Annotated in this window: 16 protein-coding genes; 10 read left to right on the plus strand and 6 right to left on the minus strand. The window is 64.6% G+C overall.

From position 1 onward, the window contains the following. Positions 1 to 141: 141 nt before the first annotated feature. The 5 genes from mnmA (at position 142) to gatB (ending at position 7,327) form a co-directional block, all read left to right on the plus strand. Entirely contained in the window at positions 142 to 1,293 is a 1,152-nt protein-coding gene (gene mnmA, locus KPL76_RS08680) for a tRNA 2-thiouridine(34) synthase MnmA (protein WP_216332364.1), read from the plus strand. Positions 1,294 to 1,316: 23 nt separating this feature from the next. Next, positions 1,317 to 3,740 carry an NAD-dependent DNA ligase LigA gene (ligA, locus tag KPL76_RS08685; RefSeq protein ID WP_216332367.1) on the plus strand — a complete coding sequence of 808 codons (2,424 nt, stop codon included), beginning with the start codon at positions 1,317 to 1,319 and terminating at the stop codon, positions 3,738 to 3,740. Positions 3,741 to 3,954: 214 nt separating this feature from the next. Further along, the gene (gene gatC, locus KPL76_RS08690) at positions 3,955 to 4,269 is read left to right on the plus strand and encodes an Asp-tRNA(Asn)/Glu-tRNA(Gln) amidotransferase subunit GatC (RefSeq protein WP_253202229.1); all 315 of its coding nucleotides are present in this window, start codon (positions 3,955 to 3,957) and stop codon (positions 4,267 to 4,269) included. After that, positions 4,266 to 5,813, plus strand: a complete 1,548-nt coding sequence (gatA, locus tag KPL76_RS08695; RefSeq protein WP_216332371.1) for an Asp-tRNA(Asn)/Glu-tRNA(Gln) amidotransferase subunit GatA — start codon at positions 4,266 to 4,268, stop codon at positions 5,811 to 5,813. The genes gatC and gatA overlap by 4 nt, the downstream gene beginning before the upstream one ends. Next, on the plus strand, positions 5,813 to 7,327 hold the full coding sequence (gatB, locus tag KPL76_RS08700) for an Asp-tRNA(Asn)/Glu-tRNA(Gln) amidotransferase subunit GatB (protein ID WP_216332373.1): 1,515 nt from the start codon (positions 5,813 to 5,815) through the stop codon (positions 7,325 to 7,327). Before gatA ends, gatB begins: the two co-directional genes overlap by 1 nt. Before the next feature lie 28 nt (positions 7,328 to 7,355). Here gatB and KPL76_RS08705 read toward each other — a convergent pair whose 3' ends face one another. Next, a complete protein-coding gene (locus KPL76_RS08705; protein WP_253201962.1) occupies positions 7,356 to 8,012 on the minus strand; it encodes a DUF1345 domain-containing protein in 657 nt (218 codons plus the stop codon). Between the two features lie 28 nt (positions 8,013 to 8,040). Continuing rightward, on the minus strand, positions 8,041 to 9,402 hold the full coding sequence (locus KPL76_RS08710; protein ID WP_253201963.1) for an MFS transporter: 1,362 nt from the start codon (positions 9,400 to 9,402) through the stop codon (positions 8,041 to 8,043). A 122-nt stretch (positions 9,403 to 9,524) separates the two neighbouring features. Here KPL76_RS08710 and KPL76_RS08715 point away from each other — a divergent pair, with 122 nt between their 5' ends. The 4 genes from KPL76_RS08715 to KPL76_RS08730 all read left to right on the plus strand — a co-directional run bounded on the left by KPL76_RS08715 (position 9,525) and on the right by KPL76_RS08730 (position 12,292). Next, complete coding sequence (locus tag KPL76_RS08715) at positions 9,525 to 10,385, plus strand: LysR substrate-binding domain-containing protein (protein WP_216332375.1); 861 nt, start codon at positions 9,525 to 9,527, stop codon at positions 10,383 to 10,385. 50 nt (positions 10,386 to 10,435) lie between these two features. After that, a complete protein-coding gene (locus KPL76_RS08720; RefSeq protein WP_216332378.1) occupies positions 10,436 to 11,080 on the plus strand; it encodes an isochorismatase family protein in 645 nt (214 codons plus the stop codon). A gap of 11 nt (positions 11,081 to 11,091) precedes the next feature. Beyond that, the gene (locus tag KPL76_RS08725) at positions 11,092 to 11,541 is read left to right on the plus strand and encodes a nitroreductase/quinone reductase family protein (protein ID WP_216332380.1); all 450 of its coding nucleotides are present in this window, start codon (positions 11,092 to 11,094) and stop codon (positions 11,539 to 11,541) included. 91 nt (positions 11,542 to 11,632) lie between these two features. Then, positions 11,633 to 12,292 carry a hypothetical protein gene (locus tag KPL76_RS08730; protein WP_216332381.1) on the plus strand — a complete coding sequence of 220 codons (660 nt, stop codon included), beginning with the start codon at positions 11,633 to 11,635 and terminating at the stop codon, positions 12,290 to 12,292. A gap of 5 nt (positions 12,293 to 12,297) precedes the next feature. Here KPL76_RS08730 and KPL76_RS08735 read toward each other — a convergent pair whose 3' ends face one another. The 3 genes from KPL76_RS08735 to KPL76_RS08745 form a co-directional block, all read right to left on the minus strand. After that, the gene (locus KPL76_RS08735) at positions 12,298 to 12,849 is read right to left on the minus strand and encodes a DUF3558 domain-containing protein (protein WP_216332389.1); all 552 of its coding nucleotides are present in this window, start codon (positions 12,847 to 12,849) and stop codon (positions 12,298 to 12,300) included. An 8-nt stretch (positions 12,850 to 12,857) separates the two neighbouring features. Then, a complete protein-coding gene (locus KPL76_RS08740) occupies positions 12,858 to 14,291 on the minus strand; it encodes a hypothetical protein (RefSeq protein ID WP_216332391.1) in 1,434 nt (477 codons plus the stop codon). Between the two features lie 154 nt (positions 14,292 to 14,445). Next, a complete protein-coding gene (locus tag KPL76_RS08745) occupies positions 14,446 to 15,417 on the minus strand; it encodes an SDR family oxidoreductase (RefSeq protein ID WP_216332393.1) in 972 nt (323 codons plus the stop codon). Between the two features lie 59 nt (positions 15,418 to 15,476). Here KPL76_RS08745 and KPL76_RS08750 point away from each other — a divergent pair, with 59 nt between their 5' ends. After that, positions 15,477 to 15,986, plus strand: coding sequence for a GNAT family N-acetyltransferase (locus tag KPL76_RS08750; protein WP_216332395.1), 510 nt, complete (start codon positions 15,477 to 15,479; stop codon positions 15,984 to 15,986). Positions 15,987 to 16,020: 34 nt separating this feature from the next. On the opposite strand, the gene KPL76_RS08755 is transcribed toward KPL76_RS08750, so the two are convergent. After that, positions 16,021 to 16,689: a GAP family protein gene (locus KPL76_RS08755; protein ID WP_216332398.1), complete on the minus strand. Its 669-nt coding sequence runs from the start codon at positions 16,687 to 16,689 to the stop codon at positions 16,021 to 16,023. Positions 16,690 to 16,699 lie beyond the last annotated feature (10 nt).

Raw genomic sequence — 16,699 nt, forward strand, 5'->3', positions numbered from 1 at the left:
ACGACTACTTTCCCCCACGAAACTGACTGCTGAGTGAACATCTCCTCCACACGCAGGTGTGTCGAACTGAGTTCTGCACAGCACTGCGCCCGCATGCTTGGACCGGGGACACAGTCGGAGGGTCGGCTTAGACTTGTGCACATGAGAGTTCTGGCAGCAATGAGCGGCGGTGTCGATTCCGCGGTGGCCGCCGCGCGCGCGGTCGAGGCCGGCCACGACGTGGTGGGGGTTCACCTGGCCCTCAGCCGAATGCCGGGCACCCTTCGCACAGGCAGCAGGGGCTGCTGCACGATCGAAGACTCATCAGACGCCCAGCGTGCCGCGAACATCATCGGCATTCCGTACTACGTCTGGGATTTCTCTGAGAGATTCAAGCTCGACGTCGTCGACGACTTCATCGCCGAGTACACGGCAGGCAGAACCCCCAATCCCTGCATGCGCTGCAACGAGCGAATCAAGTTCGCCGCGTTGCTCGAGAAGGCGCTCGACCTCGGGTTCGACGCGGTGGCGACGGGCCACTACGCGACGATCGTGACCGACGGTGACGGCAACCGGGAGCTTCACCGAGCGAGCGCGTGGGCCAAAGACCAGAGTTACGTTCTCGGGGTGCTCACCGCAGAGCAGCTCGCACACTCCATGTTCCCTCTCGGGGCGACTCCGTCGAAGGCGCTGGTCAGGGCCGAGGCCGCCGAGCGTGGGTTCAGTGTCGCGAACAAGCCAGACAGCCATGACATCTGCTTCATCTCCGACGGAGACACCAAAGGGTGGCTCGCCGACAAGGTCGGCACGGCGACGGGTGACATCGTCGAGCGCGACGGCACCGTGGTGGGCAGCCACGAGGGTGCGCACAGTTTCACTGTGGGCCAGCGCCGTGGCCTGCACCTCGGCCGGCTGGCCGAAGACGGTCGTCGGCGATTCGTTCTCGAGGTCAAGCCTGCGAGCAACACTGTGGTCGTCGGCCCGAAAGAGGCACTTGCCATCGCCGAGATCGCCGGTTCACGGTTCACCTGGGCGGGGCGTGCCCCCGAGCATCCAGAGCTCCCTTTCGAGTGCGAGGTGCAGATCCGTGCGCATGCTGACCCCGTGCCGGCAGTTGCCCAGGTCGTCGCTGTGGGCGATGCCGGCTCGAGCGAACTCGTGATCAGGCCGCACAACCCGCTCATCGGGGTTTCGCCCGGGCAGACGGCGGTCGTCTACATCGGAACACGCGTCTTGGGGCAGACCACCATCGACCGCACCGTGAGCGCTGTGCCTCTCGCCACGGCCCCGGCAGCAGCGCCAGAAGCAGCGTAGAAGAGCCGAGAAAGCAGACCTCGATGACCGCGAGTTCCCCGTCTTCACCGAGCGAACCCACTGGCGTGAAAGAGCCGAATGGCGTCTCGCCAGAAGCCAGTTCGCACGAAGCGGTCTCGCACACTGCTCCGCCAGCCAGTGGCGCGCCGCTTGAGAATCTGTCGCTCGAAGCAGCAGCAGAGCGAGCGGCAGCGCTGACGCAGCGCGTTCAGGAGCTGCGCGATGCCTACTACGACAACGACTCGTCGCTGGTCTCCGATGAGGAGTATGACGCCCTGCTTCGGGATCTCGGCGAGCTCGAACGGCTCTTCCCCGAACTCCAGAGCCAGGACAGCCCCACCCAGACCGTGGGCGGTCGTGCTGAGACCACTCTCTTCGCTCCCGTGCAGCACGCTGAGCGCATGCTCAGCCTCGACAACGTCTTCTCGCTCGAGGAGTTCGCCGAATGGGCGGGCAAGGTCGAGCGGGATTCCGGTCGTGCTGTTCACTTCCTCTGCGAGCTGAAGATCGACGGGCTCGCGCTGAACCTGCGGTATCTGAACGGAGTACTGCTCTCGGCCGCCACCAGGGGTGATGGCGTCGTCGGTGAAGACGTCACGGAGAACGTCGCGATGATTCCCGGGATCCCCGCACGCCTGACACCGGTCGAAGGTCTGGAGTTCCCGCCCGTCATGGAGGTGAGGGGCGAAGTCTTCTTTCCGACCGCAGCGTTCGATGATCTCAATGCGGCCCAGGTCTCTGCAGGTGAGCGCGTCTTTGCAAACGCACGAAATGCAGCGAGTGGTTCGCTTCGCCAGAAGTCCGAGAACAAGAATCCCGAACAGCTCGCGCTGATGAAGGCCCGTCTTGGACGACTCCGCATGCTGGTGCACGGTATCGGGGCCTGGCCGAACCCGCCGGTGCAGACGCAGTCCGAGGTCTACGGCGTTCTGAAGGGCTGGGGCCTGCCGACGAGTACCCACTTCGAGGTGAAGCCGAGTTCGGCAGAAGCCGCCGATTTCATCGAGTACTACGGAGAGCATCGCTACAGCGTCGAGCATGAGCTCGACGGCATCGTGATCAAGGTCGATGAGCTTGCCCTCCACCAGGAGCTGGGAGCGACGAGCCGCGCTCCGCGCTGGGCGATCGCCTACAAGTACCCGCCTGAACAGGTGCAGACGAAACTCCTCGACATCGTCGTGAGCGTCGGGCGCACGGGCAGGGCCACCCCGTTTGCGGTGATGCAGAAGGTCCGCGTCGCCGGGTCGGAGGTGCGCCAGGCCACACTCCACAACCAGGACGTTGTGAAAGCAAAGGGTGTACTCATCGGAGATACCGTCATTCTCCGCAAGGCGGGCGACGTCATCCCCGAGGTGCTCGGCCCGGTGGTCGAACTGCGCGACGGCACTGAACGCGAGTTCGTGATGCCGGAGTTCTGCCCGGAGTGCGGCACACGACTCGCCCCCGCGAAAGAGAATGACATCGACCTGCGCTGCCCCAATGCGCGCAGTTGCCCCGCCCAGGTGCGCGGGCGGGTCGAGCACGTCGGCTCGCGGGGTGCGCTCGACATCGAAGTGCTCGGTGAAGTCGCCGCGGCGGCACTCACCCAACCCGTCGAACCGAAGACCCCGCCGCTCATCACGGAGGCCGGGCTGTTCGACCTCACGCTCGCGCAGATCTTCCCCATCACGACCACTGTTCGCGACTCGGAGACGGGGCTGGAGAAGCTCGGCGATGACGATCTGCCCAAACGCGAAGCTCCATTCCGGCGTCGGCGGCAGAAGAAAGACGGCCCATTCGTTGCGGGGGGCGAATTCTCCGGAGACGAGTTCTTCGTTCCCTCCAGCAATGCGATCAGGTTGATCGACAACATCGGCAAGGCCAGAACCAGCCCGCTGTGGCGAATCCTGGTCGCGCTGAGCATCCGCCACGTCGGCCCGGTGGCCGCCCGTGCGCTGGCGGACTATTTCGGCTCACTCGAAGCCATCAGGGCCGCGACCGCCGAGGAACTCGCATCGGTCGACGGCGTCGGTGGCATCATCGCCGAGGCGCTCGCCGACTGGTTCGCCGTGGACTGGCATCTCGAGATCATCGACACGTGGGCAGCGGCCGGCGTGCAGTTCTCCACTCCGGGTCACGCTGGCCCCGGAGCTGCAGCGGTTGCCGGGGGAACCCTGGCCGGGCTGACCGTGGTGGCCACCGGCTCTCTCGAGGGGTTCACCCGCGAAGGTGCTGTCGAGGCGATCATTGCTGCCGGAGGGAAGGCGGCGTCGTCGGTAAGCAAGAAGACCGACTTCGTCGCTGCAGGTCCCGGAGCCGGGTCGAAACTGCCCAAAGCTGAAGCACTCGGAGTGCGAATCATCGACGCGGCCCAGTTCGCGCTGCTGCTCGCTGAGGGTCCTGAAGCTCTGGGCCCACCACCCGCAGTGGCGACCTCTGAAAGCGGAGCCGAAGCCGCAACAACCTGACCGCGACGATCCGAACCGCGTCGGTCGCGACAGCTCGCCACACCGATCACTGGCATGGCGACCGAATACACTTGACTGGTTCACCGCCGTGACAGTGCGCGCGAGACAAGAAGCCCTACGGAGTAGCATGCCCCCCGAAACATCCCCGGCCGGATCAGCAGACGCCGATCAGCCCGCCACCATCAGCACGAGCGCGAACAGCAGGCCCGTGCAGATCGATTCGGCCGGCCCCGGTGAGATCACAGCCGACCAGGTGTCGCACCTTGCCAGCCTCGCCCGCATCCGCCTCACGCCCGCTGAGATCACCAAGCTCACCGGCGAACTGAAGGCGATCGTCGACAACGTCGCCAAAGTGATCGAAGTGGCAACGCCAGACGTGCCTGCGACGAGCCACCCCATTCCACTCCAGAACGTGTACCGCCCCGACGTCGTCGGTGTAACGCTGACGCAGGAACAGGCGCTCTCGGGCGCACCCGACCACGACGGCAGCCGGTTCCGCGTCTCCGCCATTCTGGGAGAAGAGCAGTGAGCCACGACCTGACCCGCCTGACCGCCTCCGCGCTCGCCGAGAAACTCACCTCCGGCGAGGTTTCGAGCCTCGAAGCGACGGATGCCCATCTCAACCGCATCGCGGCTGTCGACCGCGACGTGCATGCCTTCCTGCACGTCGCATCAGAAGCAGCCCGTGCCACGGCCGACGCGATCGACAAGCGCAGGGCCTCAGGCGAGAAACTCGGCCCGCTTGCCGGCGTTCCCATCGCAATCAAAGATGTGCTCTGCACCATCGACATGCCGTCCACCGCCGGATCGAAGATCCTGCAGGGCTGGGTTCCGCCGTACGACGCGACGGTCGTGCGCAAACTCCGCGATGCCGACCTCGTTCCTCTCGGCAAGACGAACATGGATGAGTTCGCCATGGGCTCGTCGACCGAGCATTCTGCCTATGGGCCCACTCACAACCCGTGGGATCTCGAGCGCATTCCGGGTGGTTCCGGCGGTGGATCGGCCGCTGCCGTCGCCGCATTCGAAGCGCCCCTTGCGCTCGGAAGCGACACCGGCGGGTCGATTCGCCAGCCCGCAGCCCTGACCGGCAGCGTGGGCGTCAAGCCCACCTACGGCGGGGTGAGCCGGTACGGTGCCATCGCGCTGGCCTCCTCGCTCGACCAGGTGGGCCCCGTGAGCCGCACCGTTCTCGACGCCGCGCTGCTGCACGACGTGATCGGTGGCCATGACCCCCGCGACTCAACCTCGCTCACCGATACCTGGCCGAGTTTCGCCGCCGCAGCGCGCTCAGGTGCCGAGAACCGAAGCCTCGCAGGCCTCAAGGTCGGTATCGTCAAGGAACTCCAGGGCGACGGCTTCCAGTCCGGCGTCACCCAGCGCTTCGAGGAGGCGGTCGCGCTCCTCACCGAGGCCGGCGCCGACGTGGTCGAGGTGAGCACCCCGAGCTTCGAATACGCGATCTCGGCGTACTACCTGATCCTTCCCGCCGAGGCGTCGAGCAACCTGGCGAAATTCGACTCTGTGCGCTTCGGCCTCCGGGTGAACCCGGTCGGCGGCGGCACGGTTGAAGACGTGATGTCGGCCACTCGCGAGGCGGGCTTCGGTGACGAAGTGAAGCGCCGCATCATTCTCGGCACCTACGCACTCAGCGCCGGCTACTACGACGCCTACTACGGCAGCGCGCAGAAGGTTCGCACGCTCATCCAGCGCGACTTCGCCAGGGTGTTCGCCGACGTCGACGTGCTGGTCAGCCCGAGCGCCCCGACCACCGCCTTCAAGCTCGGCGAGAAGCTCGAAGACCCGTTGGCGATGTACCTGAACGACCTCACCACCATTCCGGCCAACCTCGCGGGCGTGCCCGGTATCAGCCTGCCCGTGGGGCTTGCACCCGAAGACGGGCTGCCGGTGGGCATCCAGTTCATGGCGCCGGCGCGGCAGGATGCCCGGCTCTACAGCCTCGGGGCAACCCTCGAGGCCCTGCTCGAAGAGAAGTGGGGCCACACCCTGCTCAGCCAGGCGCCCGCGCTCGAGTCCGGCGAAATGTTCGCCTCTGAAGAAGGTGCAGTCTGATGGCCAAGGCCGAACTGATGGATTACGACAAAGCGATCGAACTCTTCGAGCCGGTACTCGGCTTCGAGGTGCACGTCGAGCTAAACACCAAGACGAAGATGTTCTCTGACGCGCCGAACTTCTTCGGCGGCGAGCCGAACACCAACGTCACTCCGGTCGACCTGGGGCTGCCGGGCTCGCTGCCCGTGGTGAACGAGCAGGCCGTCAAGTACTCGATCAGCCTGGGGCTGGCCCTCGGATGCTCGATCGCACCGGTCTCGCGCTTCGCACGGAAGAACTACTTCTACCCCGACCTGGCGAAGAACTACCAGATCTCACAGTTCGACGAGCCCATCGCTGTGGGTGGCTCTGTCGAAGTCGAGCTCGCAGACGGCCGTATCTTCACCGTGCCGATCGAGCGCGCTCACATGGAAGAAGATGCGGGAAAGCTGACCCACGTCGGCGGCGCGACCGGCCGTATCCAGGGCGCGGAGTATTCGCTCGTCGACTACAACCGCGCAGGCGTGCCACTGGTGGAGATCGTCACCGACATCATCTACGGCGCAGAAGGCGACGCGCCAGAGCTCGCCAAGGCCTACGTCTCGACGATCCGCGACATCGTCGTCTCGCTCGGAATCTCTGACGCGAAGATGGAGCGAGGCAACCTGCGCTGCGACGCGAACATCTCGCTGCGGCCCCGCACCGCTCCCGGCGAGCCGCCGGCGAAGCTGGGCACGCGTACCGAGACGAAGAACGTCAACTCGCTGCGTTCGGTGGAGCGGGCCATCCGCTACGAGATCCAGCGGCAGGCGGCCATTCTGGCCAAGGGCGGAACGATCATCCAGGAGACCAGGCACTGGCACGAAGACACCGGCCAGACCTCGGCCGGCCGTCCCAAGAGCGACGCCGACGACTATCGGTACTTCCCGGAGCCCGACCTGCTGCCCGTTGCACCCTCTGCCGAACTGATTGCCGAACTCCGCGCGGCGCTTCCCGAGGCTCCCGTCATGCGCCGTCGCCGGTTGAATGCCGACTGGGGATTCACCGACCTCGAGTTCCAGGATGTCGTGAACTCCGGGCTTCTCACCGAGATCGTCGAGACGACGGCGGCTGGCGCGTCGGCCCAGGCTGCACGTAAGTGGTGGACCGGCGAGATCGCCCGTGTCGCGAACCAACGCGGTGTCGATGCGTCGAGTCTCGTGTCTCCGCTTCACGTCTCTGAGCTGATCGCCCTCGTGGAGTCGGGAAAGCTGACCGACAGGCTTGCGCGCCAGGTGCTCGAAGGTGTGATCGAGGGAGAAGGCACACCCGACGAGGTCGTCGCCGGTCGTGGGCTCGCTGTCGTCTCAGACGACGGTGCCCTGATCGCCGCGATCGACGAGGCGCTCGCCTCTCAGCCTGACGTTCTCGCGAAGATCCGCGACGGCAAAGTCCAGGCCGCCGGGGCCGTTATCGGTGCCGTCATGAAGGCGATGAAGGGCCAGGCTGACGCGGCACGCGTTCGCGAGCTGGTTCTGCAAAGAGCACAAGCCTGACAGCGCGACCGGCAACCAGCGATCAACCTCAGTGCGCCAACCCCGCAACGAGGTTGATTGCCGAGGCGAGTATGACGGCGCCGAAAAGGTACGAGAGCAGCGCGTGGCGCAGAGCTGCCGAGCGGAATTCGCTCGACTGGAACGTCGTGTCTGACACCTGGTAGGTCATTCCGATCGTGAATGCGACGTACGCGAAATCGCTGTATCTGGGCTTCGCGTCCTGGTTGAAGTCGATGCCGCCGTCGGTTCCCCGGTAGTAGATCGAGGCATACCGCAGCGTGTAGAGGGTGTGCACCAGAACCCAGGAGATCGTCAGGCTGGCCACTCCGAGCGCACCACTACCGAACCGGGCGAATCCCGATTGGTTGCCCGACCCCACCAGAACGACGACGACAGCGCCGATGCTGGCGAGGCTGGCAAGCAGGATCAGCAGCTCGGCAATCGGCCGCGACGGGTCTTCGCGCGTCGCATGCGCTTCCGTCTGTGCCGCGTCGAACCGATGCGTCCGCGCCCACACCCAGACCGAATAGAGCAGCGCCGCGCATCCCCAGCCGATGACCGCTGCTTCGATGCCGAGTCCGGATGCCACGGCGATTCCGGCGGCAACGACGCCCACGACCATCATCACCACGACACGGGTCCCCGTGCGGCGACGGAGGGGAACGATGTTGTTGGCAGAACTCACTCTTGGATCTTGCCACGCTGGCGAACGATCAGGCCTTCTGACCCGCCACGAGCACGCCGTCATGTGGGCTTCGTGTGACGATGCTCAGGAAGCGTGGCTCTCGTCGAAGACTGAGTCGCAAGCGAAGCCGTCCCTGTCGTGCCAGCACGATTCCGATCGCCACGGCCGCCACGACGGGTGCGAATCCGGAGACGGCCATTCCTGCGTGGGCGCCGTACGTCTCGACGATCCATCCCATCAATGGTCCTCCGATCGCCTGCCCGCCGAGCAGCAGGAGAACGTACACCGACATCACCCGCCCTCGTACTCCCATGTTCGAGGAGACCTGCACGAGTGAATTTGCGCCGGTGATGAAGAGGAGATTGGCGAAGCCGACCCCGACGAGTACGACGCAGAAGAAGACCTGGCTGGGCATGAAGCCTGCGACCGCTTGAAGCGCCCCGAAGAAGCCGGCCGTGAAGATGACCGTGCGCAGACGGATGCCGAGCCTCCTGGTCGACGCGATGGCGCCCGTGAAGGCACCGACGGCGAGCAGAGTGTTGAAGAGGCCGTACCCACCGGCACCCACCTCGAACACGTCGCGCGCATAGGCGGCCAGAAGAACCGGCATCGAGAAGGTGAAGAGCGACATCACCGCGATCATCACCATCGTCCACAGGATGGCCGGCTTCGAGACAACGTAACGGAGTCCTTCGCGGAGCTGGCCCGGGGCGCGGACGGCGGGCGTCGTCGGGTGCAACTCGTCTACGCGCAGGCGGAGAAGGGCAGCCACAACGAACAGGCAGCTCGCGGCATTGATGGCGAACGACCATCCGGCGCCCACTGCAACGAGGAGCGCACCGCTCAACGCTGGCCCGATGAGACCGCCCAGCTGGAACACCGAAGAGTTGATGCTGATGGCATTGTGGAGATTCGCAGGGCCCACGAGTTCGTTCACGAATACCTGGCGTGCGGGGTTGTCGAACACGGTGACGGTTCCCACGAGGAAGGCGATGACGTAGACCTGCCAGACCTGCACTCCGCCGGTGAGGGTGAGTGCGGCGAGGGCACCGGCCAGCACGAACAGCGCCAGCTGGGTGGCCAGCAGGATCGACCGTCGGGAATGACGATCGACGAAGACTCCGCCGAACAGGCCGAAGAGCAGCATGGGTGCGAACTGCATGGCGACCGTGATTCCGACGGCCGCGACACTGCCGGTGAGTTCGAGGACAAGCCAGTCCTGAGCGATGCGCTGCATCCAGGTGCCGGTCATCGACAACAGGTTCGAGAAGGTGAAGAGCCGGTAGTTGCGAATGCGCAGCGAAACAAGTGTGTCGCGCCACGCGGGCCTCTGGTGCATGACGGTGATGGGTGCGGTTGCAGGGAGTGCCTGCGAGAAAGGTGGAGCCACGGTGAAACCTCTAGCCAGTATCGATATGTGTTCTGTACTTCGACGGTATCGCGCAAAGTGACATTGCTTTGCTAAATTGGAACTATTACTCCTATTACGTTTTCGAATGAAAAGGTGCCGACGTGTTCGAACCGGTTCTCCTGAAGACGTTCCTTGCGGTCGCAGAGACGCACAGCTTCACAGCGGCGGCCCAGCGGCTCGGCATCAGCCAGCCGACGGTGAGCCAGCACATCCGCAAGCTCGAAGTGGCCGCGGGGAGGATGCTCGTGGCGCGGGACACCCGCGATGTGCGCATGACCGACAATGGCGATGCGATGGCCGGTTTCGCGCGAACGATTCTCGCCGCGCACTCGGCAGCCTCGGCCTATTTCACCGGTTCGGCGATGAAGGGTCGCCTGAGATTCGGCGCGGCAGACGATCTCGCCATCACGCAGCTGCCTCGAATCCTCCGGCACTTCCGCCAGTTGTATCCCCAGATCAATCTCGAGCTCACGGTCAACCAGAGCACGCCCCTGTACCGTCGGCTGAAGAGCGGGCAACTCGACCTGATCTTCATCAAGCGCATGTCCGACTCCGACGAGGGTTCGCTCGTCCGCCGCGATGACCTGGTGTGGGTCGGGCAGGAGAGGACGCTGGTCGAGCCGGGGATGCCGGTGCCCCTCATCGCCTACCAGGCGCCGAGCATCAGCCGACAGAGTGCGATCGACGCCCTGGAGAACGCTGGTCGCACCTGGCGCATCACCTGCAACACCCGCGAGGTCAATGGCATGCTCGCAGCTGTGCGGGCGGGAATCGGAATCGCAGTGTTCCCGCAGTCGCTCATCCCCGACGACCTGGTCACCGTCGGGCAGCGGTTCGGCCTGCCCGAGCTCGGCCATGTCGATTTCCGGCTCCTCTCCAACCCGTCTGCGCCCGCTGCCCCCATCGAGTCTCTCACGACAGCGATCATGGGTCGCCCACTGAGCCAGTCCCGGACCGTCTAGCGTAGAGGGATACCGACGAGACCACCGTCTGCACGACAACAGGAGAAACCATGAAACGCGCCCTCATCGTCATCGATGTGCAAAACGAGTACATCGACGGCAGTCTGCGTGTCACGTATCCGCCGCTCGACGTCAGCGTGCCCAACATTCTCGCTGCCATGGAGGCAGCGACCGCCGCTCACGTGGCGATCGTCGTCGTGCAGCACGTGGCGCCAGACTCATCCCCGATCTTTGCAGAGGGCAGCCACGGCGGCGCGTTGCTGGCGAGTGTGGCCGAGCATCCACGCAGCCTTCTCGTCGACAAGACCGAGGACTCCGCTTTCGATGGCACCGTGCTCGGCGCCTGGCTGGCAGCAGAAGAGGTCGATACGATCACGATCGCCGGATACATGACGCAGAACTGCGACGAAGCGACCGCACGCGATGCCGTTCAGCGCGGATTCAGCGTCGAATTGCTCTCTGACGCCACCGGTACCCTCGACTTCGCGAACGAGGCCGGTACGATCTCAGCCCAGGCGCTCCACGAGAGCGTGCTGATCGTGCTGCAGAGCGGTTTCGCTGCGGTCACGACCACGGCCGAGTGGGTGGATGCCCTGCAGACCGACACCGCCCTCTCAGCGTCAGACATCTTCGCGAGCACTGCAGGGGCTCGTGCGGTGCAAACCCGCGCCGCCGGTGACCCGGAAGCCCGATAGGTTCGCCAGCCATGCCATCAACGTTCTCGATGAAAGCGATGGAATCCTCCCACCGCTTCGTGCAATGGATCACGCGGGGCCGCGTCGGCTGGTCGATCAACCAGATGCCGGTGATCGAGCTGACGACCATCGGGCGTCGCAGTGGCGAGAAACGGGCCACGATGCTGACGTCACCGTTTCACGAGGGTGACCTCTACGTCGTGGTCGCCTCGCGTGGTGGCGACGACAGGCATCCGGCCTGGTTCCTGAATCTCGAGAGCAACCCGAACGTCGACGTGGTGATCGGGGGAGCACCATCGAAGCCGATGAATGCCCGTGCGGCCACTTCTGACGAACGCGCGCGCCTGTGGCCGATCATCACGAAACGCTATGCCAACTACGCGGGTTACCAGACGAAGACGGTACGCGAGATTCCGCTCGTCATGCTCGAGCCCAGGATCAGCGACCCTGCCGCAGGCTGAGCCGGAGCGATTCTGTCAGGGTTCTCAGAAACCGTTCGGCACAATGACCTAGATTGACACTTCGACCGCACAACGGAGGAGAGTCAGCGCGATGGGATTTCTGGACCGACTGTTGGGGCGAGCCGAAGAGCCTACCAGGGTGAACAACCCGGCCACGCCTGCCGCGAAATCAGCCGATGAGATCGCCGTCGAACGGTACCGCTACCTGCTTCGCACGGCACCACCCGAAACCATCGAGCAGGTGCACGCCGAGGCATTCGCCAAGCTCACCCCGGCCCAGCGCGACATCATCTTCACCGAACTGACGACCGCTGCGCAGATCGGAGACGCGCCTGCTTCGGCATCGCCCGAAGCCCTGGCGCGCTCTGCGACCCGCTCAGAGATCAGGCAGCCAGGGGTTCTCGAACGAACGCTCTCTGGTTCTCAGTCAGGTCTGGGCGGGGGCATGGGGTTCGGCGGAATGTTCGCGAGTTCGCTGCTCGGTTCGGTGGCGGGCTTCGTGATCGGATCGGCCATCGCGCAGGCCTTCATCCCCGATTCGATCGGTACCGACCAGGGTGCAGACGCCTCTCAGGCTTCCGACTCAGCGTCTGACCAGCAGTCGGGTGCATCCGACCCTCCTGCAGATTCCTCTGCCCAGGCCGATACCGTGTCCGCCGACGGCGGGTCAGACGGTTTCGGCGGCGGCGACGTCGGTGGTGGCTTCTCCGATTCGGGTTTCGGCTCGGACTTCGGAGATTTCGGGTTCTGACCCGATCAGAGCCGCGAGACCATGGTCGCCATAGCCGTCTGGAGCGCAGCGGTGTTCTCCGAGGGGTCGTTGAGCAGCACAATGCTCAGCGAAAGCCACGTCGAACCCACTCTTGCGAAGATCGCGTTGTCTTCGGCGTGGGCCTCATCGCCGAGACCGGGAACATCAGTGAAAGTGTGGCCGAGCGTCACATCGATGTCATAGGTCTTCTTCGCGCCATCGCCCGCGTAGGCATTGACCTGCGCCGTGGGCCCCGTGGTCGGCGAATTGTAGGTGCACGACGGGTTATCGGGGTTACCGGCGTCGGGAGTGTCCAGCGGGGTACCGACCAGGGTTTCGGCGCTCTGTTGGTCGATCAGCGTGCAGACGTCGACGATCTTCGCGAGCGGTTGGGCCGATGGTGTCGGCGTCTGCTCTGCCGCAGCGGCGGCCGTGGTCGCGGCAGGCAGGGATTGCTGTTGAGACAGTGTGGGGGTGGTCGAGCATCCTGACACGGCAGACACTGCAGCTGCCAACAGTGCTCCTGCGAGGATGATCGGGGTTCGACGGTGGCGCACGGCTCCTCCTATTTCTTGCAGATCTTCGAGTCAGGTTCGACGACGGCCCGGTCGAAGAAATTCTTCGCCGGACCTGCGATACCGCCCGAACTGGCGATCGGGGTCGAGTTGAAGTGCTTCAGAAAGAAGTTGATCAATGCGGTCACGGGTTTGGGAATGTCGTAACCGACGCCGTAGTCGCCCCACAGGTCGAGTTGGGCGCCGCGGCACACAATGCTGCCCGTTGCGAGGGCTGAACCCAGAGTGAGCCCCAGAGTTGCCGTGAGCGTGAAGTACACCCCTGCCTTGAAACCGTAGGCACCGAGGCCGATGGTGAATTTCACATGGTCGTCGAAGGCGATGCCGTTGACACCCACCGACAGGATCTTCGCAGAATCGAGGATGCTCGTCTTCACTTGGGGGTCTGACACGAAGCTCGGCGTGAATGTCTTGTTCGAGTAGTCGAATCCCAGGTCGCCCGAGAACGAGTACTCCCCGTTCGCACTGATGTACGCCGTCTTTGCTGAGAACGTCGTCTGCACGTTGAGGTACTGGTTCACCGTCACGGAGAGGGGCACGCCGAGGATTGTGGCGACAGGAACGGTGAATTCCGCGCTGACAGGGAGTGCGCGGTTGATGTTGGTGAACCCGTCAGGCGAGGTTCCCGCCGCCACCGCGAGCTTCAGGCCTGCCGCGCCGAGCAGGTGGAAACTCGCATTCGTCACCTCACCTCCGGCGATGTTCAGCGCGAAACTCGCGTGTGGCTGGCTCATTTCGAGTGCAATCGAGCCCTCGATCTTGATACCGCCCGCGCCATAACTGAAAGCGGCCCCGACGCCCGATTCGCAACAGGTGGATGTCACTCCGAACCCACCGGCAACCGTTGCCGCGTCTGTTCCGATCCCCGGCACCGTCGGCAGATCGACTCCGGGACGGTACGAGGCCGGTCCGATTCGCGGCGCGCCGTCTTCTGACGCGCCCTGGGGGTCAGCCCAAAAGGGTTGCGGCGTCTGGTAGACGATCGCCTTGTCGAGTGAGATGGCCGACGTGGACGCGAACGAGCCATCTTTGATCACGTCGGTGATCGTCACCGGGGCAAGGGTGACTGCGAGATCGGCGCCACTTCGGCTGGCATCCACGATACGCCCGACTCCGCGACTGGTCACGAACAAGACCTTTCCGGGAGCGAGATCGCCCACTCCCGGCGCGTTGGGGTCGAGCATCCAGGTCAAACCGTCGTCGGAGACGGATTCGACCGCAGCAGCCCCCGCCGCGATGACGACGACATCGGGCTGGAACGTTGCACCCTGGCCCGGGATCGGGGTTGAACCGAACGACATCTGCGACGGGCTGTAGGGGTCTTCGGGCTGCACGGGAGGTTGCGCACTCGTCGAACAGCCGCACGCCGAAATCAGTATCGCGCCGGCCACCAGACCTGCGAGCAGTCTTCGAAGGAGCATCACGTCGCACCCCTTCGATGCAGCCGCAGAGCCGAAAGGAGAGCTGGGTCTGATCGCCCCAGCGATCAGAAGATATCAGGATTCGACCCTCGGCGAAAGGAGGAATCTCGCAGCCCACCCACTGCGAACCCGAGGCGGAGGGTCCCGATGCCAGCGGTCAATCGTTCGGGTACGTCACGCCCGTCAGCGTCTCCGACATCGACCAGAGCAGTTCTGCGGGTCGTTCCTTCTCGGCACGTTTGGCGAAATGTGCGAATCCCGGCTCGCCGGTGAGTTCCATGAAGCCAGAGGGCCCGAAGTAGTCGCCACCCAGAGCTTCGGGGTTCGTAGCCGCGAAGAGTTCCGGGAGCGCGCCCTCCGCCGCCGACTGGGTCATTCCTGGGGCGGCATTCATGCGCCTCATGAAGCCCGATGGCTTCTCTCTGCCGAGATTGGGGCCTGACGACTGCAGATTCGTGCGACTGAAGCCCGGGTGGGCGGCGACGCTCAGGATCTTCCAGCCGAGCGATGCATTCCGGCGAGCGAATTCCTTCGCGAACATGAGATTGGCGAGCTTGGACTGGCCGTAGGCGCCCCAGGCGCTGTAGTGGTTCTCTGACTGCAGGTCGTCGAAGTCGATCCGTCCCATCCAGTGCATGATGCTCGACATCGTGATCACCCGCGCAGAATCCGAGCGCATCAGCGCCGGCAGCAGTCTGCCCGTGAGAGCGAAGTGCCCCAGGTGGTTCGTGCCGAGCTGCAGTTCGAAACCGTCGTCGGTCAGGGTTCGTTTCGGCACAGCCATCACACCCGCGTTGTTGAAGAGCAGGTCGAGTGGATGCCCGTCTGCCACGACCTCGGAGGCAAGGCGTTCGACCGACGCGAGGTTGGCGAGGTCGAGGCTTGCAAGAGTGACTGCACCCCGTGCGGGTTGTGGCGACGCCGCGCTCGCCGCCGATTGCAGCTCGTGGAGGGCCGCTTCGCCCTTCTCCGCGGAACGCGCGGTGATGATCACATCAGCACCGGCCGCGAGCAGTCGCTTGGCGGTCTCGAACCCCAGGCCCGAGTTTGCCCCGGTCACCAGAGCACGTTTGCCCCTGAGCTCGGGAAGCACGATGTCGAACGGTCTGCGTGACGTTTTGCCGGTCATCCTGCCAGCGTAATGCGCTGTAGGCTCCCACTCGCTCTCGCTCGCGATACGGTCGGGGGATGAGTATTGTCGTTCGCCCGGTGTCCGCCACCGATGGAGCCCAACTGCTGAGACTGAACAACGCCGCCGTGCCTGCGGTGAATGAACTCGATGACGCGGCTCTCCGGTCGATCCTCGGGAACAGCCATCTCTCGATTGCCGTCGTCGACGAGCGTGACCCTCAGACCGTGCTCGGGTTCGTTGTGACATTCGTGGCCGGTGCTCCTTACGACAGCGAGAACTATCGCTGGTTCGAGAACCGGTCAGACGACTTTCTCTACGTGGACCGGATCGTCGTGGCAGACGGCCACCGTGGCAGAAAGCTCGGGCAGGTGCTCTACTCGGCGGTATTCGAGGCGGCTCGGGATGCCCGTCGGCGAGAGGTGTTCTGCGAGGTGAACCTGCAGCCGCCCAACCCGGGCTCGCTCACCTTCCACGGGCGCCTGGGGTTCACCGAGGTCGGGCAGCAGGCAACGAAGGGCGGCACGGTCGTCGTGTCGCTGATGGCCGCATCGGTCGACTCCGACTGAGCAGTCTCCGACCGGGCCAGCAACTACTGGTGCGCTAGAGTCGGGCGATCCCGGCGCCGAGGATGACCACTCCGGCCATGATGAGCACAACGCTAGTCACGCTCTGGTTGTTTCGCACAATCCATTCCCGGGTCGTGTTGAGGGTGTCTTCCATCTTCTGGCCGAGAAAGATGTAACCGATCACGGGGCCGGCCACGGTGCAGACGCCGACCACGGTGAAGATGCCGAGAGGGATCAGCGATTCGGCCAGACCCAGCCCGGCGCTGCCGATCTCCACGCCGGCCGCGATCGACAGCAGGAGGTTCTTCGGCCGGAAGGCGAGAGCGAACCCGACGCCCACCGCGCTGAACAGATTGAGGCGGTTCAGTGCTGACATCCACTTCGGAAGGCTCGGATCAGTCTTACTCTTCGATGTGCGGTACCACGAGATGCTCGCGTAGACCGTCAAGAGGATTCCCGCGAGGATCTCGACCAGGCCCTGCCAGAACGGCGGGTTCGAGGCGGTCGGCGGCGGAATCAGTCGGAAGCCGACGCTCAGCACGCTGACGACGAGGAACACGCCGGCCGTGAAGCCGATCATGAAGGCGATTCCCACCCCGGGGGGAGTGGGTGACAGCAGAATGAGAATGACAGCGATGATGGGAATGGAGCTGAGCGCGACCGCAAGGGCCAGCGGAAGAATGTGCCCGATTACCCCTGCCATACCGGCTAGT

Source organism: Subtercola sp. PAMC28395 (assembly GCF_018889995.1).
In the GTDB taxonomy this organism is placed as follows: Bacteria; Actinomycetota; Actinomycetes; order Actinomycetales; family Microbacteriaceae; genus Subtercola.